General features: G+C 72.4%; 14 protein-coding genes. 8 read left to right on the top strand and 6 right to left on the bottom strand.

The window, feature by feature from the left end:
* Window positions 1–51 precede the first annotated feature (51 nt).
* Complete coding sequence (locus tag IF55_RS07765; protein WP_030875467.1) at window positions 52–1002, top strand: hypothetical protein; 951 nt, start codon at window positions 52–54, stop codon at window positions 1000–1002.
* A 15-nt stretch (window positions 1003–1017) separates the two neighbouring features.
* A complete protein-coding gene (locus IF55_RS07760; protein WP_030875470.1) occupies window positions 1018–1464 on the top strand; it encodes a hypothetical protein in 447 nt (148 codons plus the stop codon).
* Window positions 1465–1601: 137 nt separating this feature from the next.
* On the opposite strand, the gene IF55_RS07755 is transcribed toward IF55_RS07760, so the two are convergent.
* Window positions 1602–2381, bottom strand: coding sequence for a phosphatase (locus IF55_RS07755; protein ID WP_030875474.1), 780 nt, complete (start codon window positions 2379–2381; stop codon window positions 1602–1604).
* Between the two features lie 236 nt (window positions 2382–2617).
* Between IF55_RS07755 and speB the strand changes: the two genes are divergently transcribed.
* The 6 genes from speB to IF55_RS07725 all read left to right on the top strand — a co-directional run bounded on the left by speB (window position 2618) and on the right by IF55_RS07725 (window position 14371).
* Window positions 2618–3589, top strand: a complete 972-nt coding sequence (speB, locus tag IF55_RS07750) for an agmatinase (protein WP_030875475.1) — start codon at window positions 2618–2620, stop codon at window positions 3587–3589.
* Window positions 3590–3669: 80 nt separating this feature from the next.
* Window positions 3670–4896 (top strand): AAA family ATPase, encoded by a 1227-nt coding sequence (locus IF55_RS07745; protein WP_078643913.1) that lies wholly within the window; start codon window positions 3670–3672, stop codon window positions 4894–4896.
* A 158-nt stretch (window positions 4897–5054) separates the two neighbouring features.
* Window positions 5055–7856: a discoidin domain-containing protein gene (locus tag IF55_RS07740; protein ID WP_048831658.1), complete on the top strand. Its 2802-nt coding sequence runs from the start codon at window positions 5055–5057 to the stop codon at window positions 7854–7856.
* 103 nt (window positions 7857–7959) lie between these two features.
* Window positions 7960–8289, top strand: a complete 330-nt coding sequence (locus IF55_RS07735) for a helix-turn-helix domain-containing protein (RefSeq protein WP_048831656.1) — start codon at window positions 7960–7962, stop codon at window positions 8287–8289.
* Between the two features lie 368 nt (window positions 8290–8657).
* Window positions 8658–12755, top strand: coding sequence for an ABC transporter ATP-binding protein (locus IF55_RS07730; RefSeq protein WP_030875486.1), 4098 nt, complete (start codon window positions 8658–8660; stop codon window positions 12753–12755).
* 185 nt (window positions 12756–12940) lie between these two features.
* On the top strand, window positions 12941–14371 hold the full coding sequence (locus tag IF55_RS07725; RefSeq protein ID WP_030875488.1) for a S28 family serine protease: 1431 nt from the start codon (window positions 12941–12943) through the stop codon (window positions 14369–14371).
* Between the two features lie 84 nt (window positions 14372–14455).
* Here IF55_RS07725 and IF55_RS07720 read toward each other — a convergent pair whose 3' ends face one another.
* The 5 genes from IF55_RS07720 to IF55_RS07700 all read right to left on the bottom strand — a co-directional run bounded on the left by IF55_RS07720 (window position 14456) and on the right by IF55_RS07700 (window position 19742).
* A complete protein-coding gene (locus tag IF55_RS07720) occupies window positions 14456–15073 on the bottom strand; it encodes a hypothetical protein (protein WP_030875492.1) in 618 nt (205 codons plus the stop codon).
* Window positions 15074–15206: 133 nt separating this feature from the next.
* On the bottom strand, window positions 15207–17114 hold the full coding sequence (locus IF55_RS07715; protein ID WP_030875494.1) for a glycoside hydrolase family 3 protein: 1908 nt from the start codon (window positions 17112–17114) through the stop codon (window positions 15207–15209).
* A 261-nt stretch (window positions 17115–17375) separates the two neighbouring features.
* A complete protein-coding gene (locus IF55_RS39250; RefSeq protein ID WP_157854253.1) occupies window positions 17376–18101 on the bottom strand; it encodes a hypothetical protein in 726 nt (241 codons plus the stop codon).
* Between the two features lie 126 nt (window positions 18102–18227).
* The gene (locus IF55_RS07705; RefSeq protein WP_030875500.1) at window positions 18228–18851 is read right to left on the bottom strand and encodes a TetR/AcrR family transcriptional regulator; all 624 of its coding nucleotides are present in this window, start codon (window positions 18849–18851) and stop codon (window positions 18228–18230) included.
* 78 nt (window positions 18852–18929) lie between these two features.
* Window positions 18930–19742 carry a sugar phosphate isomerase/epimerase family protein gene (locus tag IF55_RS07700; RefSeq protein WP_030875501.1) on the bottom strand — a complete coding sequence of 271 codons (813 nt, stop codon included), beginning with the start codon at window positions 19740–19742 and terminating at the stop codon, window positions 18930–18932.
* Window positions 19743–19748: the final 6 nt, after the last annotated feature.

Here is a 19748-nt window from a genome sequence, read left to right as displayed (position 1 = left end):
CGCGAGCCGTCGCATTCGCCTGGCAGGAGCGTCGGACAAGGGAATCCGCTCATGAAAGAGCACGCGCTGCACACCCCGCCCCATCCCCCGCCCCCGGAGATCGATTCCCCGAAAGAGAAATCGACGGTGACCGATCCGCGGCAGTCGATCGCCGGCACGGCCGATTCCCCGGCCCAGTGGGTCAGCGTCGCGGAGGGAAGTAAATCGCTGGGCAGCCATCCGGTCTCACACGGCAGTTGGGCGTGCACTCCGGCGAAGGACTGGACGGAAGGTTCCCACACCGTCTCCGCCACCGCCGGATACACGGCCCAGTTCGATGACGGCTACGGCCCCGTCTATTCGGCACCGAGTTATGTGACCTTCGACGTGGCCATACCGCCGGCGCCGGCCGCTCCGGCGATCTCCTCCCCGGCGGAGGGCGCGACGGTGACCGACGTGCGGCAGCAGGTCACCGGCACGGCCGAGCGCGGCGTGGAGAAGGTCACCCTCGCCGACGGGAGCACCGCACTGCCGGGCGAGGCGCACGTGACCGGCACGGCCTGGACCTACACCCCGGGCGCCGACTGGGCCCCGGGTGCGCATACCATCACCGCCGTCGCGCACCGCAGCGGTCGGAACTCATCGGCCTCCACCCCTCGCCACTTCTCGGTGCAGGCACCTTCTCCGACTCCAACGGTGTCGGTGGAACTGGTGGACCCGCTCGCCGACAATCAGGAGGCGGAGGCCGACTGCGCGTTCACGCACAAGCTCGACGTGCACATCACCGAGAACGGCGACGCGGTGCGCGCGCTGCCCATCACTTTCACCGTGAAGGGCTCCACCGGCTCCGACTTCGTCACCGGCGCGGCCACGTACCCGTCCCACACCGATGACAACGGTGTGGCACCCGCGACGACGCTCTATGCCGGGGACACGCCGGGCAGTTTCACCGTCAGCGTCACCTCGTCCTCACGTGCCGACGTGGGCAAGGACATCCACCTCACCGTCCGGCCCCGTTCCTGAATCAAGGAGGAGCACATGGCCACGAACGCGCAAAAGGGAATCACCGAACTTTGGATCTTCGAATCCATCAGCGATATCCCTACGGGCTACACCCTCGTCCACAGCCGCCTGAACATGAATGAGAAGGGCAAGGGCAGGTACCTCGCCTACGCGCGGGGAGAGGGGCCCGCGCTGACGAATCTGGTCCTCCACCTGGCCTGGGCGGAACCGTCACGCGTGTACGGGGCCGAGCAGGCCGGCCTGAACCTCAACGAGGGCGCCCAGGGGGTGGGCGGTGGCCACGCCGTTCCCTACTACCTCGCCTACACCACGGCGGCCGAAGAGGGTGACAACGAGATCATCGACATCGATGTCATCAAGGCCACCGACTCGCCCGAGAAGGGCTGGGACAGGATTCCGTTCGACCTCAACTCCTCCGTCGCCAACGCCACCGCGCTCAACCTCGCCTTCCTGCGCTCGTGAGCCGCCCAGCGGCCGGACGGTGCGGCGGCCACGGCTGAAGGCGCCGCGTCCGGCCGCTGACAGGGGCGCCGCGGGCGTACGGGCGTACGGTGTGGAGAGGCGCGCGGGCGTACGGGCGCGCAGTGCGGAGGGGCCGGTCAGGACAGGCCCGCCGCGTGCAGCAGGTACGCCGTCATCGGGTCGTAGAACCGCGGGCTGGTGACGTGGTCGTCGAGCGGCACCGTCACCTGGAGCGTGCCCTCCGCCTCGCCGAGGAAGAGCGCCGGGTCGTTGCAGTCCGCGTAGCCCACCGCGTCGATGCCGCGCTGGCCCGCGCGCCCCGCCCAGCCGTGGTCGGCGACCACGAGGTCGGGCAGCGGCCGGCCCTCGCGGGCGAGGCCGTCGAGGATGGCGGCCATGGGCTCGGGGGAGTGCGTGTGCCACAGCGTCGCGCCGCGCTCCAGCACCGCCACGTCCGCGAACTGGACCACGAAGCCGTCGTCCGCCCGCAGCCCCTCCGGGATCACCACGATGTCGCAGCCCGCGGCGCGCAGCGCGGCGGCGGTCGCCCGGTGCACGTCCAGCAGCCCGCCCGGGTGGCCGGTCGCGAAGAGCACCCGCTTGCGGTCCTCGGCGGCCTTGGCCAGCACGACGGCGGCGCGGTCCAGGGCGGCGACGGTCAGCTCCGGGTCGATGGTGTCCTGCCCGGCGCGGTGGCCCAGGTCGTCGCTGACGCCGCACCGCTCCGCCATCACGGCCAGCACGTCCTGCTCGTCGCTCCAGCGGTCGCCCAGCTCCAGCCCCAGCCAGTAATGGCGGTCGCCGTTCGCGAGCTTGCGGTAGTGGTCGAGGTTGTTCTCCCGAGGGGTGGCGACGTCGCCCGCGATGCGCGTACGGACGAGGTGGTCGATCAGTTCGCTGCGGCTGGGTATCGGCATGGGACCCATTGTCCCCCGTACTCGTTTCAGCTGGACGTGATGTCCATATGGCGCGGCCGGACCCACGGATACGTACATGTGCGGAATCCGTGGCGCTGCCTACGCTCGGTACGGCCCAGGCAGCCGCACCGCCGTGCGGGGGCCGCGCCCGGGCGGCACCGACCCGGCACCCGGCCCCGGCCCCGCCCGACCCGACCCCGTCCGACCCCGTCCGCTCCCGTACGAGAGGCCCTCGCATGACCAGCCCCGCCCCCCGTGTCCCTCGCGGCCCCGTCGACTCCTCCCGCGTACCGCGCTACGCGGGGCCCGCGACCTTCGCCCGGCTGCCCCGGCTGGACGAGGTCGGCGCCGCCGATGTCGCCGTGGTCGGCGTGCCCTTCGACACCGGCGTCTCCTACCGGCCCGGCGCGCGGTTCGGCGGCAACGCGATCCGTGAGGCGTCGCGGCTGCTGCGCCCGTACAACCCGGCCCAGGACGCCTCGCCCTTCGCCCTCGCACAGGTCGCCGACGCCGGGGACATCGCCGCCAACCCCTTCAATATCGAAGAGGCCGTCGAGTCGATCCAGGCCGCCGCCGACGACCTCCTGGACACCGGGGCCCGGCTGATGACCCTGGGAGGCGACCACACCATCGCGCTTCCCCTTCTGCGCTCGATGGCCCGTAAACATGGTCCGGTCGCCCTTTTGCACTTCGACGCGCACCTCGACACCTGGGACACCTACTTCGGCGCCGAGTACACCCATGGCACGCCCTTCCGGCGGGCCGTGGAGGAGGGCATCCTCGACACCTCTGCCCTCTCCCACGTCGGCACGCGCGGCCCGCTGTACGGCAAGAAGGACCTCGACGACGACGCGAAGATGGGCTTCGGCATCGTGACGTCGGCGGACGTCATGCGGCGCGGCATCGACGAGGTCACCGACCAGCTCCGCCAGCGCATCGGCGACCGCCCGCTCTACATCTCCATCGACATCGACGTCCTCGACCCGGCCCACGCCCCGGGCACCGGCACCCCGGAGGCCGGCGGCCTCACCTCCCGCGAGCTCCTGGAGATCCTGCGCGGCCTGGCCGACTGCCACCTCGTCTCAGCCGACCTCGTAGAGGTCGCCCCCGCCTACGACCACGCGGAGATCACCTCCGTGGCCGCGTCCCACACGGTCTACGAGCTGACGACGCTCATGTCCCGACAGATCGCGGAGGCGCGCTCGTAGGCCCTGACCTGCCCTGATCGTCTCGTAAGGGAGCGGATGTCGGAGCCTGCGACTACCCTGTGCCGCGTGAGGTGGACAGCATGTTGCTGAGGTTCCGGGTCGCGAATGTGCGCTCCCTGCGTGAGGAGCAGGAGCTGTCGTTCGTCGTGCCACCGGGGGAGGATGCGTCGGGCACGCGTGAGGTGATGCTGGCCGACGGCCCCCTCCGGGTGTTCCCGCTCATCGGGATCTTCGGTGCCAACGCGTCAGGCAAGTCCAATGTCCTGACATCGATGGCCCGGATGCGCGAAGCGGTGCTCAACTCGTATGCCAAGTGGGCGTCTTACGAGGGCACACCGCGGGAGGTGTTCGCCCTCGACCCGAAGAGCGCGGACGAGCCGTCGTTCTTCGAGGTGGACGTCGCCATCGACGGGGTGCGCTGGACGTATGGCTTCGAGCTGGGGCCGGAGCGGGTGGAATCCGAGTGGGTGCACAGCTATCCGCACGGCAGGCGCCAGGAGTGGCTGGACCGGGATGCCTCCCGCACCGAGCTCTACCGTTGGCCGGGCAGCAGGGTCAAGGACCGGGCCCAACTGGCCCGGCGCACCCGCCCCAACGCTCTGCTGCTCTCGACGGCCGGCACGGACAACCATCCCCAGTTGTCCCCGCTCTTCCACTGGTTCCGCCGCAACCTCTGGGAGATCGGTCCGGAGACAGAGCGGAAGCAGCGCGAGGCGTTCACCGCCCAGCAGCTCACTGGTAAGCGAGGGGAGCGGATCAGAGAGCTGCTGCGCGTCGCCGATCTCGGAATCACCGGGGCCGAGATCCAGCAGCCGGACGGCGGGGCGTCGGTCCGGTTGACGCACCGGGCGGAGGACGGCGAGGTGCCGTTCGACTGGGCGTTGGAGTCCTTCGGCACCCGTTCGTGGTTCGCGCTGCTCGGGACGATGCTGCTGGCCCTGGAAGACCACGACAACCACCCCGGGGTGGACACGGCTCTGGCCCGCGCGGAGAGCTATAACCTGTCGGTCGCCTTCTCACACCCGTGTTTCGAGATCTGGCGTGTCCTGCATCTGAAGGAGGCCAGCGGAAGCTTCGGCGGAGTGTGCCGTGTGGCGGAACAGCGACTGCCCGCCGCCTGGCACAAGGTGCCCGGCGGGATCAAGGCCCTACTGCCGGACCAGGTCAAGAAGCAGTACGAGGTCGCCAGGGGGCGCGCCGTGAAGATGAACGCCGAGCACCCTGACCACGTGCCGCGCCATAAGCGGGACCCTTACACCGACGTCTACAAATTCGTCGAGGAGGGGCTGGGAATCGCTTCGTACTGACCCGAAGTGACCAGCGGCCTGCGGATTTCGGTATAGCTCGGGCGAAGTATCTGGATGGGCGAGCCCGTGGTGAGGTGGGCGGGGGCACGCGTGCCCGAATTACTCCAGACGCGTGATAGCCGCGTGCCTCCGCCATAGTGATTCATTTCTTCACATCAATGCGAGCTTCGTTGACCCGGAGCGTGCACAACTTTAAGTTCGCTGCGGTGACGACCTCCTCGCGCGCCGCCCGATGGATCAGCCCCCTCCTCGTGGGCGTTCTCGTGGCCGCGCTTCCTTCGGCGGGTTCCGCCGCTGCGGCCGGCCGGGCCGCGTCCGTTCGCGCCGCCGGCGCCGCGTCTATCGATCGACATGTCCCTGACCCCTGGAAGTTGACGGACAGTCATATCGATGCGGGGGATAGTTACCACGCGTTCGTCGGTAATGGCTACCTCGGGCAGCGGGTGCCGCCCCATGGGGTCGGTTACGTGGGGGGCGGCGGGAAGACTGGGTGGCCGTTGTTCAGTGCGCGGTATGACGGTTCGTTTGTGTCCGGGCTGTACGCGCACAATCGGGCCACCACCGAGAACCGGCAGGTCATCGCCGCCATTCCGACCTGGACGCCGCTCACCGTCAGCACCGGCGGGGGCCGGGGCGAGACGTTCACGGCCAGTACGCCCGTACGCCGGATCTCCCACTACCGGCAGGAGCTCGACCTGCGGCGCGGGCTGGTCACCACCTCGTTGACCTGGACCGCGACCGACGGGCGGGTCACGGACCTGGTGTACGAGGTCGTCGCCGACCGGAGCGATCCGCATGTGGGGGCCGTCCGGCTGCGGATGACCCCGCGTTGGAGCGGTGAGGCGACCGTCACCGACCTCATCGACGGGCGCGGCGCGCGGCGCGTCACGCAGACCGGCGGCGGCGACCGCACGGGAAGCCATCGGACCATGGCCGTGACGTTCCGTACGGACGGCACGCGCACCGCCGGAGCCGTTGCCTCCACCTTGCGGGCGGGGGTGGGGGTGCGTACGACAAGTGAACGCAAGGCCGGTGCGGCACGGAAGCTGAGTGTGCGTCAGGACCGTACCTTCCCGGTGCGTTACGGGCGCGGCTACGAGTTCGTCAAATACGTCGGCGTCGACACCGCCCTCACCTCCCGCACCCCCGAACGCGCCGCCCTCGACGCCTCCCGGCGCGCCGCCGACCGTGGCTGGCACGCCCTGTTCGCCCGCCACGAGGCCGCCTGGCGCGAACTGTGGCGCGCCGACATCGAGGTGGCGGGCAGGCCCGAGCTCCAGTCGTGGGTGCGCTCCGCCCAGTACGGACTGCTCGCCAGTACGCGGGCCGGATCGGCCGACAGCATCGCCCCCGCCGGGCTGACCAGCGACAACTACGGCGGACTGATCTTCTGGGACGCCGAGACCTGGATGTACCCCGCCCTGCTCGCCGCCCACCCCGAACTCGCCAGGCCCGTCGTCGACTACCGCTATCGCACCCGCGCCGGGGCCCGCGCCAACGCGCGGAAACTCGGCTACCCCGGTCTCTTCTACCCCTGGACCAGCGGCAGCCGGGGCTCCCTGTGGACCGAGTGCCACAGTTGGGACCCGCCGCACTGCCGCACCCAGAACCATCTGCAGAGCGACATCGCGCTCGCCGCCTGGCAGTACTACCTCGCCACCAAGGACATCCGCTGGCTGCGCGAACGCGGCCGGCCCGTCATCGAGGGCGTCGCGCGGTTCTGGGCCGGACGCGCCACCCGCAACGCGGACGGCACCTACTCCATCAAGAACGTCGCCGGGCCGGACGAGTACAGCAACGGCGTCGACGACGGCGTCTTCACCAACGCGGGCGCCGCCACCACCCTGCGCACCGCCACCCGCGTCGCCGCCCTCCTCGGCCGGCCCGCGCCCGCGCGCTGGAACGCCATCGCCGACAAGCTGCGCATCCCCTACGACGCCCGGAACCACGTATTCCAGCAGTACGACGGCTACCGGGGTTCCGTCATCAAGCAGGCGGACACCGTGCTGCTGATGTATCCGCTGGAGTGGCCGATGTCCCGGCGGACCGCGGCCGCCACCCTCGACTACTACGCCGCGCGCAGCGACCCCGACGGCCCCGCCATGACCGATTCGGCGCACGCCGTGGACGCCGCCGCGATCGGCGAACCCGGGTGCTCGACGTACACCTATCTCAGGCGCTCCATCGAGCCGTTCGTCCGCGGCCCCTTCAAGCTGTTCTCCGAGGCGCGCGGAGAGAAGGCGGGCGCCTCGGACCCGCTGTCCGGCTCCCCGGCCCAGGACTTCATGACGGGCAAGGGCGGCTTCCTCCAGGTCTTCACGCACGGCCTGACCGGGCAGCGCCCGCGCGAGGACCGGCTGCACCTCGACCCGATGCTGCCGCCGCAGCTCGCCCGGGGCGTCACCCTGCGCGGGCAGCGCTGGCAGGGCCGTACGTACGACATCGCGCTCGGCGCGCACCGCACCACCGTGACGCTGACCCACGGCGCGCCCTTCGAGATCGAGACCCCGCGCGGCACGCGGTCCGTACGGGCGGGGGCCCCGGCGGTGCTGGAGACCCGGCGGCCGGACCTCGCGCCGACCCGGAACGCGGCCAGGTGCCGGCCGGCGACGGCGACCTCGGAGCAGCCGGGGCAGTACGCGACCGCCGCCCTCGACGGCAGCCCCGCCACGGCCTGGGTCCCGAACGGCGCGACCGGCGCCCTCACCGCCGACCTCGGCCGCGCCGTGCGCCTCACGGCGGTCACGCCCCGCTGGACGGCCGTACGGCCGGCCTCGTACGCGATCCGCACCTCCCTGGACGGGCGGCACTGGAGCGCTCCGCGGCGGGGTGGCGCCGTGGGCGGCCCCGTTCGGTACGTTCGGTACACCAATCGATACGTTCGGTACATCAAGGTGACGGTCCGTTCCTCGGACGCCGCGAAGCCCGCGGGGGTCGCGGAGTTGACGGCGGAGGAGTAGCGCGTCCTGGCCGGTGGATGGCGCCGCCGCTGGGCGCCGTGCACACCGGGGGGCTCCTCCGTCGGCCATGCCCAATTCTTATACCGGTATTAGTATCGCAGGCATGGTACGCACCCCTCTCACCGAGCTTGAGCGTGAACGCGGCCGACACCTCGGCGTTCTGCTGCGGCAGGCCCGCGGCGAGCGCAGCATGGCCGAGATCGCCGCCCTCGCCGGAATCTCCGCCGAGACCCTCCGCAAGATCGAGACCGGCCGCGCGCCGACCCCCGCCTTCTTCACCATTACGGCGCTGGCCAGCGCGCTCGGGCTGCGCCTGGACGAGCTCGCGCTCCAGTGCGCGGAGCGGTGCGCGGCCGCCATGGCGGCGGAGCCGCCGGAGCTGCCGGACCTCGCCGCCGTGGCGGGCGCGGTGGGCGAGCCGGTCGCGGCCTGAGCGCTGCGCTCGCCGCTCGCTGTTGCCGACGGTCGACGGCCGACGGCTGACGGCTGACCGCGACTTTTCGCGCGGGGGCCGTCCGTACGTACGGCTCGGGCGGCCGATCGTAGTGTCGACTTGTCGCCACAGGTCGCCGAGGCTGCCGCCGAAACTGGCGGAAGCGGTCCGTAGGGCCCGACGAGGCGGTCTGTAAAGCTCGCCGAAGCGATCGCCACGGGTCGCCGAAGCGGCGCATAAAGCTCACCAAAGATCATCCCTGACCGTCTCCGGGCGCAACCGATCACCGCGGATTGTTGCCGCAGGATGAAATCCGCACGCCAGAGTGTTGCAGCCTTCCGGTAGTGGACGCCGGTGGGAGGACTCGGGTGACGGCACAGAAGACGGAGCAGGGCTGGGCGCGGCGGCTCACACGCTACTGCTGGCGGTATCGGCGCAACGTACTGCTGGCGCTCGGCTCCTCGCTCGCCGGGATGGCCGTCACGGCGCTCGTACCGCTCGTTCCGAAACTGATCATCGATGACGTGATCGGTTCGCACAGCCGGCCGCTCGCCCCCTGGGCGACGCTGCTGATCGTCGCCGCGGTCGCCGTCTACGCCCTCACCTACATCCGCCGCTTCTACGGCGGCCGGCTCGCGCTCGACGTCCAGCACGACCTGCGCACCGAGATGTACGAGTCGATATCCCGGCTCGACGGCAGACGCCAGGACGAGCTGTCCACGGGCCAGGTCGTCGGCCGCGCGACCAGCGACCTCCAACTGATCCAGGGCCTGCTCTTCATGCTGCCGATGATGATCGGCAACATCCTGCTCTTCATCATCTCGCTCGTCGTGATGGCGACGCTCTCCCCGCTGCTGACCGTCGTCGCCCTCGCCGTCGCCCCCGCCCTGTGGTTCCTCGCCAACCGCAGCCGCACCCGGCTCTTCCCCGCCACCTGGTACGCGCAGGGGCAGGCCGCCGCGGTCGCGGGCGTCGTGGACGGGGCCGTCACCGGCGTCCGCGTCGTCAAGGGCTTCGGCCAGGAGGAGCAGGAGACCGGGAAGCTCCGCGAGGTCAGCCGCCGGCTCTTCGCGGGCCGGCTGCGGACCGTACGGCTGAACTCCCGCTACACCCCCGCCCTCCAGGCCGTACCGGCGCTCGGCCAGGTCGCCATGCTCGCGCTCGGCGGCTGGATGGCGACCCGCGGACAGGTCACGCTCGGCACGTTCGTCGCCTTCTCCACCTACCTCGCACAGCTCGTGGGGCCCGTACGGATGCTCACCATGATGCTGACCGTCGGGCAGCAGGCGCGGGCCGGCGTGGAGCGCGTCTTCGAGCTCATCGACACCGAACCGGTCATCAAGGAGCGCCCGGACGCCGTCGCGCTGCCGAAGGACGCGCCCGCCACCGTCGAGTTCGACGACGTGTCCTTCGGCTACGCGAAGGCGTCCGGGGAAGCCGCCGACGAGGCGGAGGCGGGGGCCGGGGACAGGGCCGCGGCCGTGCCCGCCGAGCGTCCCGTGCTCGACGGGTTCTCGCTGCGCATCGAGGAGGGCGAGACCGTCGCGCTCGTCGGCGCCTCCGGCAGCGGCAAGTCCACCGTCTCCCTGCTCCTGCCGCGCTTCTACGACGTCACCGGCGGCGCCGTGCGCGTCGGCGGCCACGACGTCCGCGATCTGACGGCCGACTCGCTGCGCGGCGCGATCGGGCTGGTGCCCGAGGACAGCTTCCTGTTCTCCGACAGCATCCGCGACAACATCGCGTACGGGCTCCCGGACGCCACCGACGAGCAGGTGCGCGCCGCCGCGCGCGCCGCGCAGGCCGACGGGTTCATCAGCGCCCTACCACAGGGGTACGACACCAAGGTCGGCGAACAGGGCCTGACCCTCTCCGGCGGCCAGCGCCAGCGCGTCGCCCTGGCCCGCGCGATCCTCACCGACCCCCGGCTGCTGCTCCTCGACGACGCCACATCGGCGGTCGACGCGCGGGTCGAGCACGAGATCCACGAGGCGCTGCGCTCCATCATGGCGGGCCGCACCACGCTCCTCATCGCCCACCGCGCCTCCACCCTCGCCCTCGCCGACCGCGTCGCGGTCCTGGACGCGGGCGTCCTCGTGGACATCGGCACGCAGGAGGAGCTGGAGGAGCGCTGCGAGCTGTACCGCAGGCTGCTCACGGACCCGGAGGAGCTGGGGGCGGCGGAGCAGGGCGCGGGGGTCCCGGCCCGTACGAGCGCCGTCGGTCCGGCCCGTACGAGCGCTGTCGACCCGGCCCGTACGAGCGGTGCCGACCCGGTCCGTACGGGCGCCGTCGGTCCGGTCCATACAGGCGGTGTCGACGCGGCCCGTACGAGCACCGTCGGACCGGTCCGTACGGGCGCTCCCGACGACGACCGGGCCGCTACGAGCGCGGCCGACGGAGCCCGTACGAGCGCCGTCGCCGGCGGGTTCGGCGGCGAGGCGTCGGCCACGGGCCTCATGGAGGCGCCCGCGGCGGCAGCGACCCCGGAGCCGTCCACGGCGGACGCGGACGCTCCCGGCGCGGATGCTGCCGGAACGGTCACCCCCGGCACGGTCACCCCCGCCCTGTGGGCCCGCCCCGAGCCGTCCTCCTCCGCTGCCGCTCCCGGGCCCGCCGACAACGCCCTCGCGGGCATGCCCGCCACGCCGGAGCTCCTCGCGAAGGTGGCCGCGCTGCCGCCCGCCGACGACGTGCCGGACGTGGACGAGGAGCGGGCCGCGCGCCCCGAGGAGTCCTACGGGCTGCGCCGCCTGCTGCGCGGCTTCGGCAAGCCGCTCGCCGTCAGCCTCGGGCTCGTCGCCGTCGACGCGGTGGCCGGGCTGCTGTTGCCCGTACTGATCCGGCACGGCATCGACCAGGGCGTACAGCGCATGGCGCTCGGCGCGGTGTGGACGGCGGCGGGGCTCGCCCTGCTGGTGGTGCTGGGGCAGTGGGCGGCGCAGTTCGGCGAGACCCGGATGACGGGCCGCACGGGCGAACGGGTGCTGTACGCGCTGCGCGTGAAGATCTTCGCGCAGCTCCAGCGGCTCGGGCTGGACTATTACGAGCGCGAGCTGACCGGCAAGATCATGACGCGGATGACGACGGACGTGGACGCCCTGTCGTCGTTTCTTCAGACCGGCCTGGTCACCGCTGTCGTCTCCCTGCTGACCTTCTTCGGCATACTCGTCGCCCTGCTTGTCATCGACGTCCAGCTCGCGCTCGTCGTCTTCGTGACGCTCCCGCCGCTGATCATCGGCACGGTCTTCTTCCGCCGGCAGAGCGTCAAGGCGTACGAGCTGGCGCGCGAGCGTGTCAGCGCCGTCAACGGCGACCTCCAGGAGAGCGTGGCGGGGCTGCGCATCATGCAGGCGTTCCGGCGGGAGAACTCGGGTGCGCGGCGTTTCGCGGAGCGCAGCGACGGGTATCGGCAGGCCCGCGTGCGGGGGCAGTTCCTGATCTCGGTCTACTTCCCCTTCGTGCAGCTCCTGTCGTCCGTGGCCGCCGCCCTCGTGCTGATCGTCGGCTCGGGGCGGGTCGGGGCCGGCACCCTGACGGCGGGCGCGCTCGTCGCCTACCTCCTCTACATCGATCTGTTCTTCGCCCCCGTGCAGCAGCTCTCGCAGGTCTTCGACGGATACCAGCAGGCGAGCGTCTCGCTCGGCCGCATCCAGGAGCTCCTGCGCGAGCCGACGACGACGCCGCGCGCGCGGGAGCCGCGCGAGGTCCGCGGGCTGCGCGGCGAGATCGCCTTCGAGGGCGTGCGCTTCCAGTACGGAGCGGGCGAGGAGGCCGAGGAGGCGCTGTCCGGCATCGATCTGACGATCCCCGCGGGGCAGACGGTCGCGTTCGTCGGCGAGACCGGCGCGGGCAAGTCGACGCTCGTCAAGCTCGTCGCCCGGTTCTACGACCCGACCTCGGGCACCGTCCGCGCCGACGGCGACGACCTGCGGGAACTGGACCTCACCGGCTACCGGCACCGGCTCGGCGTGGTCCCCCAGGAGCCGTACCTCTTCCCCGGCACGGTCCGCGACGCCATCGCGTACGGACGGCCCGACGCGAGCGACGCCGAGGTCGAGGCGGCGGCCCGGGCGGTCGGCGCGCACGACATGATCGCCAAGCTGGACGGCGGCTATCTGCACACGGTCACCGAACGCGGCCGCAACCTCTCCGCCGGCCAGCGGCAGTTGATCGCCCTGGCCCGCGCCGAACTCGTCGACCCGGACATCCTGCTGCTCGACGAGGCCACCGCCGCCCTCGACCTGCATAGCGAGGCACTGGTCAACCAGGCCACCGACCGCCTCGCCGGCAAACGCACCACCCTGGTCGTCGCCCACCGGCTCACCACGGCGGCCCGCGCCGACCGGGTGGTGGTCATGGACCACGGCCGCGTCGTCGAAGACGGCACCCACGACGAACTCCTCGCCCTCGACGGCCGCTACGCCCACCTATGGCGCACCTTCACGGGCGAGGCGCTGCCGGTGTGAAATCCGGGAGGCCCGGCGGGTTTGAAACCCGGTGAGCCACTAATGGTGTGCGCCGCGCCTCCGCCGCTCCCTGGGCCGCCGCCCCGCCGCCCGCGAACCCGCCCCGATCAGGGCTAGTCGGGGCGGGTGGTGGGCCGGTAGGTTCGCGGCGATCTCTGTGCAGTCAGGGACCCCAGGGAGGGTGAATGCGCAAGGCACTCAGATGGCTGCCGGCGTTCGCGGTGCTCATAGGCACTGTGGGGGCCGGTGCGGCACCGGCGGGGGCGGCTACCGCCGCGGAGCCGGACATCAAGGAACGCGTTCTGAAGATACCCGGCATGAACTTCGTGGAGGAGAAGCCCTACGCGGGCTACCGCTTCCTCGTGTTCACCTATGACCAGCCGATCGACCACCGCCACCCGTCCAAGGGGACGTTCAAGCAGCGCTTCACCCTGCTGAACAAGTCCACGGACCGGCCGACGGTGTTCTTCACCTCCGGCTACAACGTCTCCACGACGCCCGGCCGCAGCGAGCCGACGCGCATCGTCGACGGCAACCAAGTCTCCCTGGAGTACCGTTACTTCACGCCGTCCCGGCCGCAGCCCGCCGACTGGTCGAAGCTCGACATCCGGCAGGCCGCCGACGACCAGCACCGCCTCTACAAGGCCCTCAAGCCGATCTACACCAAGAACTGGCTGGCCACGGGCGGCAGCAAGGGCGGCATGACGGCGACGTACTTCCGTCGCTTCCACCCCGACGACATGGACGGCACCGTCGCGTACGTCGCGCCCAACGACGTGAACAACAAGGAGGACTCGGCGTACGACCGGTTCCTCGCCACCGTCGGCGACAAGGCGTGCCGCGCGCAGCTCAACTCCGTGCAGCGCGAGGCGCTGGTGCGCCGCGACGAGATCGTGGCCCGCTACCAGAAGTGGGCCGACGCCAACGGCCGGACGTTCAAGGTCGTGGGCAGCGCCGACAAGGCGTACGAGAACGTGGTGCTCGACCTGATCTGGGGATTCTGGCAGTACCACCTGCAGAGCGAGTGCGCGAGCATCCCCGCGACCAACGCCTCCACCGACGAGCTGTACAAGTACGTCGACACGATCTCGGGCTTCGACGCCTACACCGACCAGGGCCTGGAGAAGTACACGCCGTACTACTACCAGGCGGGCACCCAGCTCGGCTCGCCCAGCTTCAAGTCCCCGCACCTCAAGGGGCTGCTGCGGTACCCGGGCATCTACCAGCCGCGCTCATACGTGCCGCGGGACATCCCCATGAAGTTCCAGCCCGGCGCGATGCGCGACATCGACCGCTGGGTGCGCAACGACAGCGAGCGGATGCTGTTCGTGTACGGGCAGAACGACCCGTGGGGCGCGGAACCGTTCCGGCTCGGCAGGGACGCGGCCGAACGCCACGACTACCGGTTCTTCGCCCCCGGCGGCAACCACGGCTCGAACATCGCCCAGCTCGTCGCCGACCAGCGGGCCAAGGCCACGGCCGAGGTCCTCGACTGGGCGGGCGTCGCCCCGGCCGCCGTCAAGAAGGACGCGAAGCTGGCGAAGCCGCTCGCGCCGTACGACGCGAAGCTGGACCGGCAGCAGACGCTCGACCGGGAGCACTCCCTGCGCCCGTGACGCGGTGCTCCCGCGAGGCCGCGGCCTCGCCCGGCCGCCCGCCGCCCCTACAGGCAGCAGCCTCGCTACGGCCGCCTGCCGCCCCTACAGGCGGCGGGCGCAGCCGACCGGCTCCCGGCCGCCCACGCGTACGTACAGCGCGGTGGACGGCGGGCACGCGGCGCGGTCGCGGACCGTGCGCGTGACGCGGTACTCGGGGGCGCGCGCTCCCGACCCGTCGCAGGCGGTCTCCTTCACCAGGCCGCGCCGCTCGGTGGCGACGCAGTCCCCGGCGACGGTCAGCGGCCCGCCGCCCATGCCGGGGTCGCCCGGGTGCGGCGGCTGGAGGTTGCGCATGCAGGCGTAGCCCTCCGGGGCGCTCTGCTCCTCCGACGTGCCCCTGTTGAGCGCGTCGACGCGGAGGACGAAGTCCGTGGCGTCCGGGCAGCGCGGGCCGCTCTCGCGCGGGCCGTTGTGGCGGGCGAGCACCCGCGCCGCCGCCCGTTCGCTGGGGCAGGCGACCTCGGTGAAGGACGTTCGCCCGCGGGTGCTGCACTCGCCGCGCGCCAGGAAGAGCGAGCCGTAGCCCGTCGGCTGCCGGGCGGAGGGGGCGCCCGTGCCGTCCCCCGGGGCGGAACCGCCGGGCCCTTGCTGGCACGCCGTCAGGAGCCCGGCGGTCAGCAGCAGTGCCAGTACCGCGAAGGGCGGCGCGCGGTGGCCCATGATGTCCCCCCATCCCCCGACATGTACGCGGCCAGCGTGGCCCGCCGGGCGGGCGCACGCCAGGCGTGCCGGGAGCTTTGCGCCCCGGGGCGGGGCGCGGGAGGGGGCGGGGCGTACGGGCCGTACGGCCGCCTCAGTACCGCAGGCCGTGTCCGATCGGGTAGAGGACGCGGTCCGGATCGTCCGCGCGGGGCACGGAGACCGGGAGCCTGCCGTACGGGCGGGTCTTCCCGGCGATGACCCGGGCGGCGGCCCGTACCTCCACATCGGTCCAGCCATAGGTGGCCAGGGCCGCGGCGACGCCGCTGAGCCGCGCGATGTCGTAGGGGTTGCGGATGGCCACCTGGACGACCGGCCGGCCCGTGGCGGCGAGCGCGGAGACCAGGGCGCGCTGGGAGGAGGCGGCGGTGACGTTGTACGTGGCCACGATCACCGCGTCCTTGTCGCGGGCCGCCGCGACCGCCGCGTCGATCCGGTCCTGGCCCGGATCGGGTTTGGCTCCGGTGCCCGTGGGCAGGGCGGTGGCCGTGAATCCCAGCTCGTTCAGGGCCGCGGCGAGGACGGCGGTGGTCGGGCCGCCGGTGCCGGAGGGTGCGGCCGGGTCGACGCCGACGACGAGCAGGGAATTGCGTCGTCTCCGGGAGAGTGGCAGCAGCTTGTCCTTGTTGACGAGCAGCGTGACGGTGCGGTCCGCGATCCGGTCGGCCTCGGTCAGGTGCGAGCGGGTGCCGACGGCGCGGTCCACGGCGCGCCGGCCCGCGTAGGGGTCCTTGAACAGACCCCGGCGCAGCTTGAGTTCGAGGATGCGGCGCAGCGACGCGTCCAGCCGCGCCTCGCTGATCTCGCCGCCGCGTACGGCGGCGAGCACCGCGTTCCAGGCGGCCGGGAGGTCCGGCGGGTTGAGGAGCTGGTCCACTCCCGCCTTGATCGCGAGGACCGCCACCCGCGCGTCGCCGTACTTCTTCCGCACCCCCTCCATGGCGAGCGAGTCGGTGATCACCACGCCCTCGAAGCCGAGGCGTTCGCGCAGCAGCCCGGTGAGGATGGGGTGGGAGAGGGTGGCGGGGTCGCCGCTGGGGTCGAAGGCGGGGAAGACGATGTGCGCGGTCATGACGGAGTCGACGCCGGCCGCGATCGCGGCCTTGAACGGCGGCGCGTCCAGCCGCTCCCACTCGGCCCGGGTGTGGGTGATCACGGGCAGGTCCACATGGCTGTCGGTGCCGGTGTCCCCGTGGCCCGGGAAGTGTTTGACGGCGGTGGCCACCCCGGCCGCCCGGAAGCCCCGCACCTGCGCCGCGACCAGGCCCGCGACGGCTTGCGGGGAGCCGCCGAAGGACCGTACGCCGATAACGGGGTTGGCCGGGTCGACGTTGACGTCGGCGTCCGGGGCGTAGTCCTGGCGGATGCCCATGGCGGCCAGCTCGGCCCCGCAGATACGGGCGGCGGTACGGGCGTCCGTGCGCGAGCCGCCCGCGCCGAGCGCCATGGCGCCGGGCAGCATCGTGGCCGGAGGGCCGACCCGGGCGACGGCGCCGTGCTCCTGGTCGGTGGCGATGAGCAGCGGGATGGGCGTGCGCTGGGCCAGGGCGGCGCGCTGGATGCCGTTGGAGAGGGCGGCGATCTGGCGCGGGTCGCGCGTGTTGTGGGCCCAGCCGAAGTAGATGATGCCGCCGACGTGGTACTTGGCGATGAGTTCGGCGGCGTTGGCCACGCCGATCTCCTGGCGGTTGGCCTCGGCGTCGGCGGGGGCGGGGTCGGTGGCCGACGTGCCGTAGATCCGCATGACGAAGAGCTGGCCGACCTTCTCCGGCAGCGTCATCCGGGAGATGAGCGCGTCCGCGCGGGCGCGTCTGGCGTCCTGCGCGGTACCGGCTCCGAAGGCTTCGGCGGTCCCGGCGGCCCCGGTGTGCCCGGTGGTCTTGGCGGTCCTGGCTGCGGCGGCCTCGGCCGCTCCGGTGCCCCGGGCGCCGAGGGCCAGGGCGGCGAGGGCGGTGGTCGCCGAGGCGGTGAGCAGCGAGCGGCGGGAGGTGTGGTGAGACACGTGTGCTCCTTCCGGAGGCCGAGTGGTGCGCGCGCCGCCACGGGTGGGCCGCGGGCGGCGCCCTGGGGTTCCTCGGGTCGTCGGAGAAGGGCTGGTCGTGGTAAGGCCGCGGGTCTTCCGTCGGTGCGTACGGGAGGGGTGGGCCCCAGGAGGACACGGTGAGCTGGAGAGCCATGTTCGGTCAAGAGTTCGGACGCCAGCGGGCGTGGGTACGAGTGTGGTTGGGGAGCCGCCAAAGCGATCGACTGCGGTCCGTTCCGGTCACTTCGCGGCAAACCGTGGTTGCCCCGTGATCCGATCCTTGGGTACTTCGAAGACCGCCACCACCTGGAACGCCGCCAGGCACTCGGGCGGCGGCTTCGCGTGCGCAGGCACCCGCATCGTCAACGTCTGCCCGTACCGGACCAGCGACGCCGACGGCCAGTGGTCGCAGCCCGTCGTCCGCGACCAGCCCACGAGGACCGTCCGGGAGAAGTCCGTGTCCGCCGCGGCGGCGCGGATGTTCTGGCCGCGCCGGCCGAACCGCGCGGCGAACGCGTCGAGGCCGGCCCGGTCGCGGATGACGGAGTGCAGGTCGGGGCCCGCGCCGGGAGCGCTCGCGAAGTAGGCGAGGCCCGTGTCGATACGGCCCGCGGGCGGCCGGCCGTCGCCGGGGGCGGGCGACGCGCCGGGGCGGGTGGGCGACCCGGGCGAGGCGGAGCCGGGCGGGCCCGTCCCGGGCGGGTCGGGGTCGGCCGTAGCGGGCGGCGTGGCCCTGGAGGCCCCCGAAGTCCCCGAGGACGCGGAGGACCCTGAAGAGGCCGAGGCCCCGGAGGAGCCGGAGACCCCTGAGGAGCCGGAGACCCCTGAGGAGGCGGAGGCCGAACCGCCACCGGCGCTAGTGGAGGGGGGCGCGCCGGCGGCGGTGTGCTGCTGGCCGCAGGCGGCGGAGAGGGAGGTCAGCAACGCAGCCAGCAGCGAGGCCGACACCGCTCTGCGGAGACTCACCAACAGCACGCCCCTTGGACGAACGGCACCGCGGCGCGGTTCCGCGTCGGGCGCGCGAGCCCCGAATCGACGGCTGGATCGGTAACCACCGTGACGCATGGGCCCATCGTGCGCGCCGGGACGGCATCAGTCAGCGGCTCGCCGTACTCCGTTACGCCGTTTGGGCAGTCGCAGCGTCAGCAATTTGGCGCGCGGGGCCAGCCGCCGCACCATCCGGAAGACCGACTCGGTGCGCGAGCGGTCGGCGTCCAGCACGCTGAAGAGGTTCACCCCGAGATAGAACGCGATCGCGGCGTTCGCCAGCTCCCGCGGCGACGTCAGCCGGGCCAGCGGCGTCCCGCCGATGACGCGCTCCAGGGTCTCCTCGACGAACGCGAGCCACGGCTGCGCCCGGTCGCTGACCGGACCGCGCAGCTCCGGTCTGGCCACGGCGGCGGCGACCAGCTCGCAGAAGACGGTGACGTGCCCGCCGTCGACGTCGTCGCGGTAGATGCGGGTCGCGGCGTCGGCCAGCTCCTCGATGGTGCGGATCGGGGCGACGGTGGCGGAGTGCAGGGCCATCCGTTCGGCGGACGACCGGTCCAGCGCGGCCAGCAGGAGTTGGTCGACGCCGCCGAAGTGGTAGAAGACCAGCGCCGAGTTCACGCCGGCCGCCTTGGCGATCGTACGGGCGCTGGCGCCGGCGTAACCGTGCGTTCTGAGCACGGCCGTCGCCGCCTCGACCAATCGGTCCTTCGTCTCCGTCGTCATGCGCCCCCGCCTCTCACCGAGCCTTAATCATACGGTTCAACCGACTGATTAAACGGCTGGTCAGCGGGGGAGGGGGCGTTACAGAGGGCCGTCGGTGGGCGGCTCGGTCAGCCGCCGGAGGTACTCCCGGCCCGGCGCGAGCAGCCCTTCCAGCGGCTCCGCTCCCGGGTACCACCGCTTCTCGTACTCCCAGCACAGCCACCCGTCCCAGCCCTCGGACCGGAGCACCCCGGCGACCTGGGGGAGCGGCAGCGCGCCCGTACCGAGGGCCAGCGGCGTGGTGTCCTCGGCCGACGCGATGTCCTTGACCTGGATGTAGCCGAGGTGCGGGGAGAGCGCGGGGAAGGTCTCCGACGGGCTCTCCCCGGCCAGCCAGGGGTGCATGACGTCCCAGAGCGCGCCGATGTTCTTGTGGCCCACCGGGCCGAGCACCCGGGCCGCGTCCGCGCCGCGGGGGTGCGAGTCGTGCGTCTCCAGGAGGACGTGCACGCCGCGGTCGGCGGCCTCCGGGGCGGCGGCGCCCAGCCGGCGGGCGGCCGTCGCGTCCGCCTCCTCGGGGGACTGCTCGTCCCCGCCGCCCGGGAAGACCCGCACGTAGGGCGCGCCCAAGTCCCCGGCCAGCCGGATCAGTTGGGCCAGCTCCGCGAGGACCGGTCCGTCGTCGCCGGGGGCCGCGACCCGCGCGTAACCGGCGACGGTCAGGATCTCCACGCCCGCCGCCGCGAACTCCTCGGCCACCGCCGCCCGCTCCCCGGGCCCGATGCCGGGGTGCACGGGCTCCTCGGGATGGGCGCGCAGCTCGACGCCGTCGTAGGCGTGCTCGACGGCGAGCCGGACCACGTCGCGTACGGGCGCGCCGGGCACGCCGAGGGTGGAGAAGGCGAACTTCATACAGGC

It is taken from the genome of Streptomyces varsoviensis, assembly GCF_000718635.1.
GTDB lineage: Bacteria > Actinomycetota > Actinomycetes > Streptomycetales > Streptomycetaceae > Streptomyces > Streptomyces varsoviensis.
The sequence above is the reverse complement of the archived record's forward strand: the minus strand, read 5'-3'. Positions and strand labels throughout refer to the sequence as shown.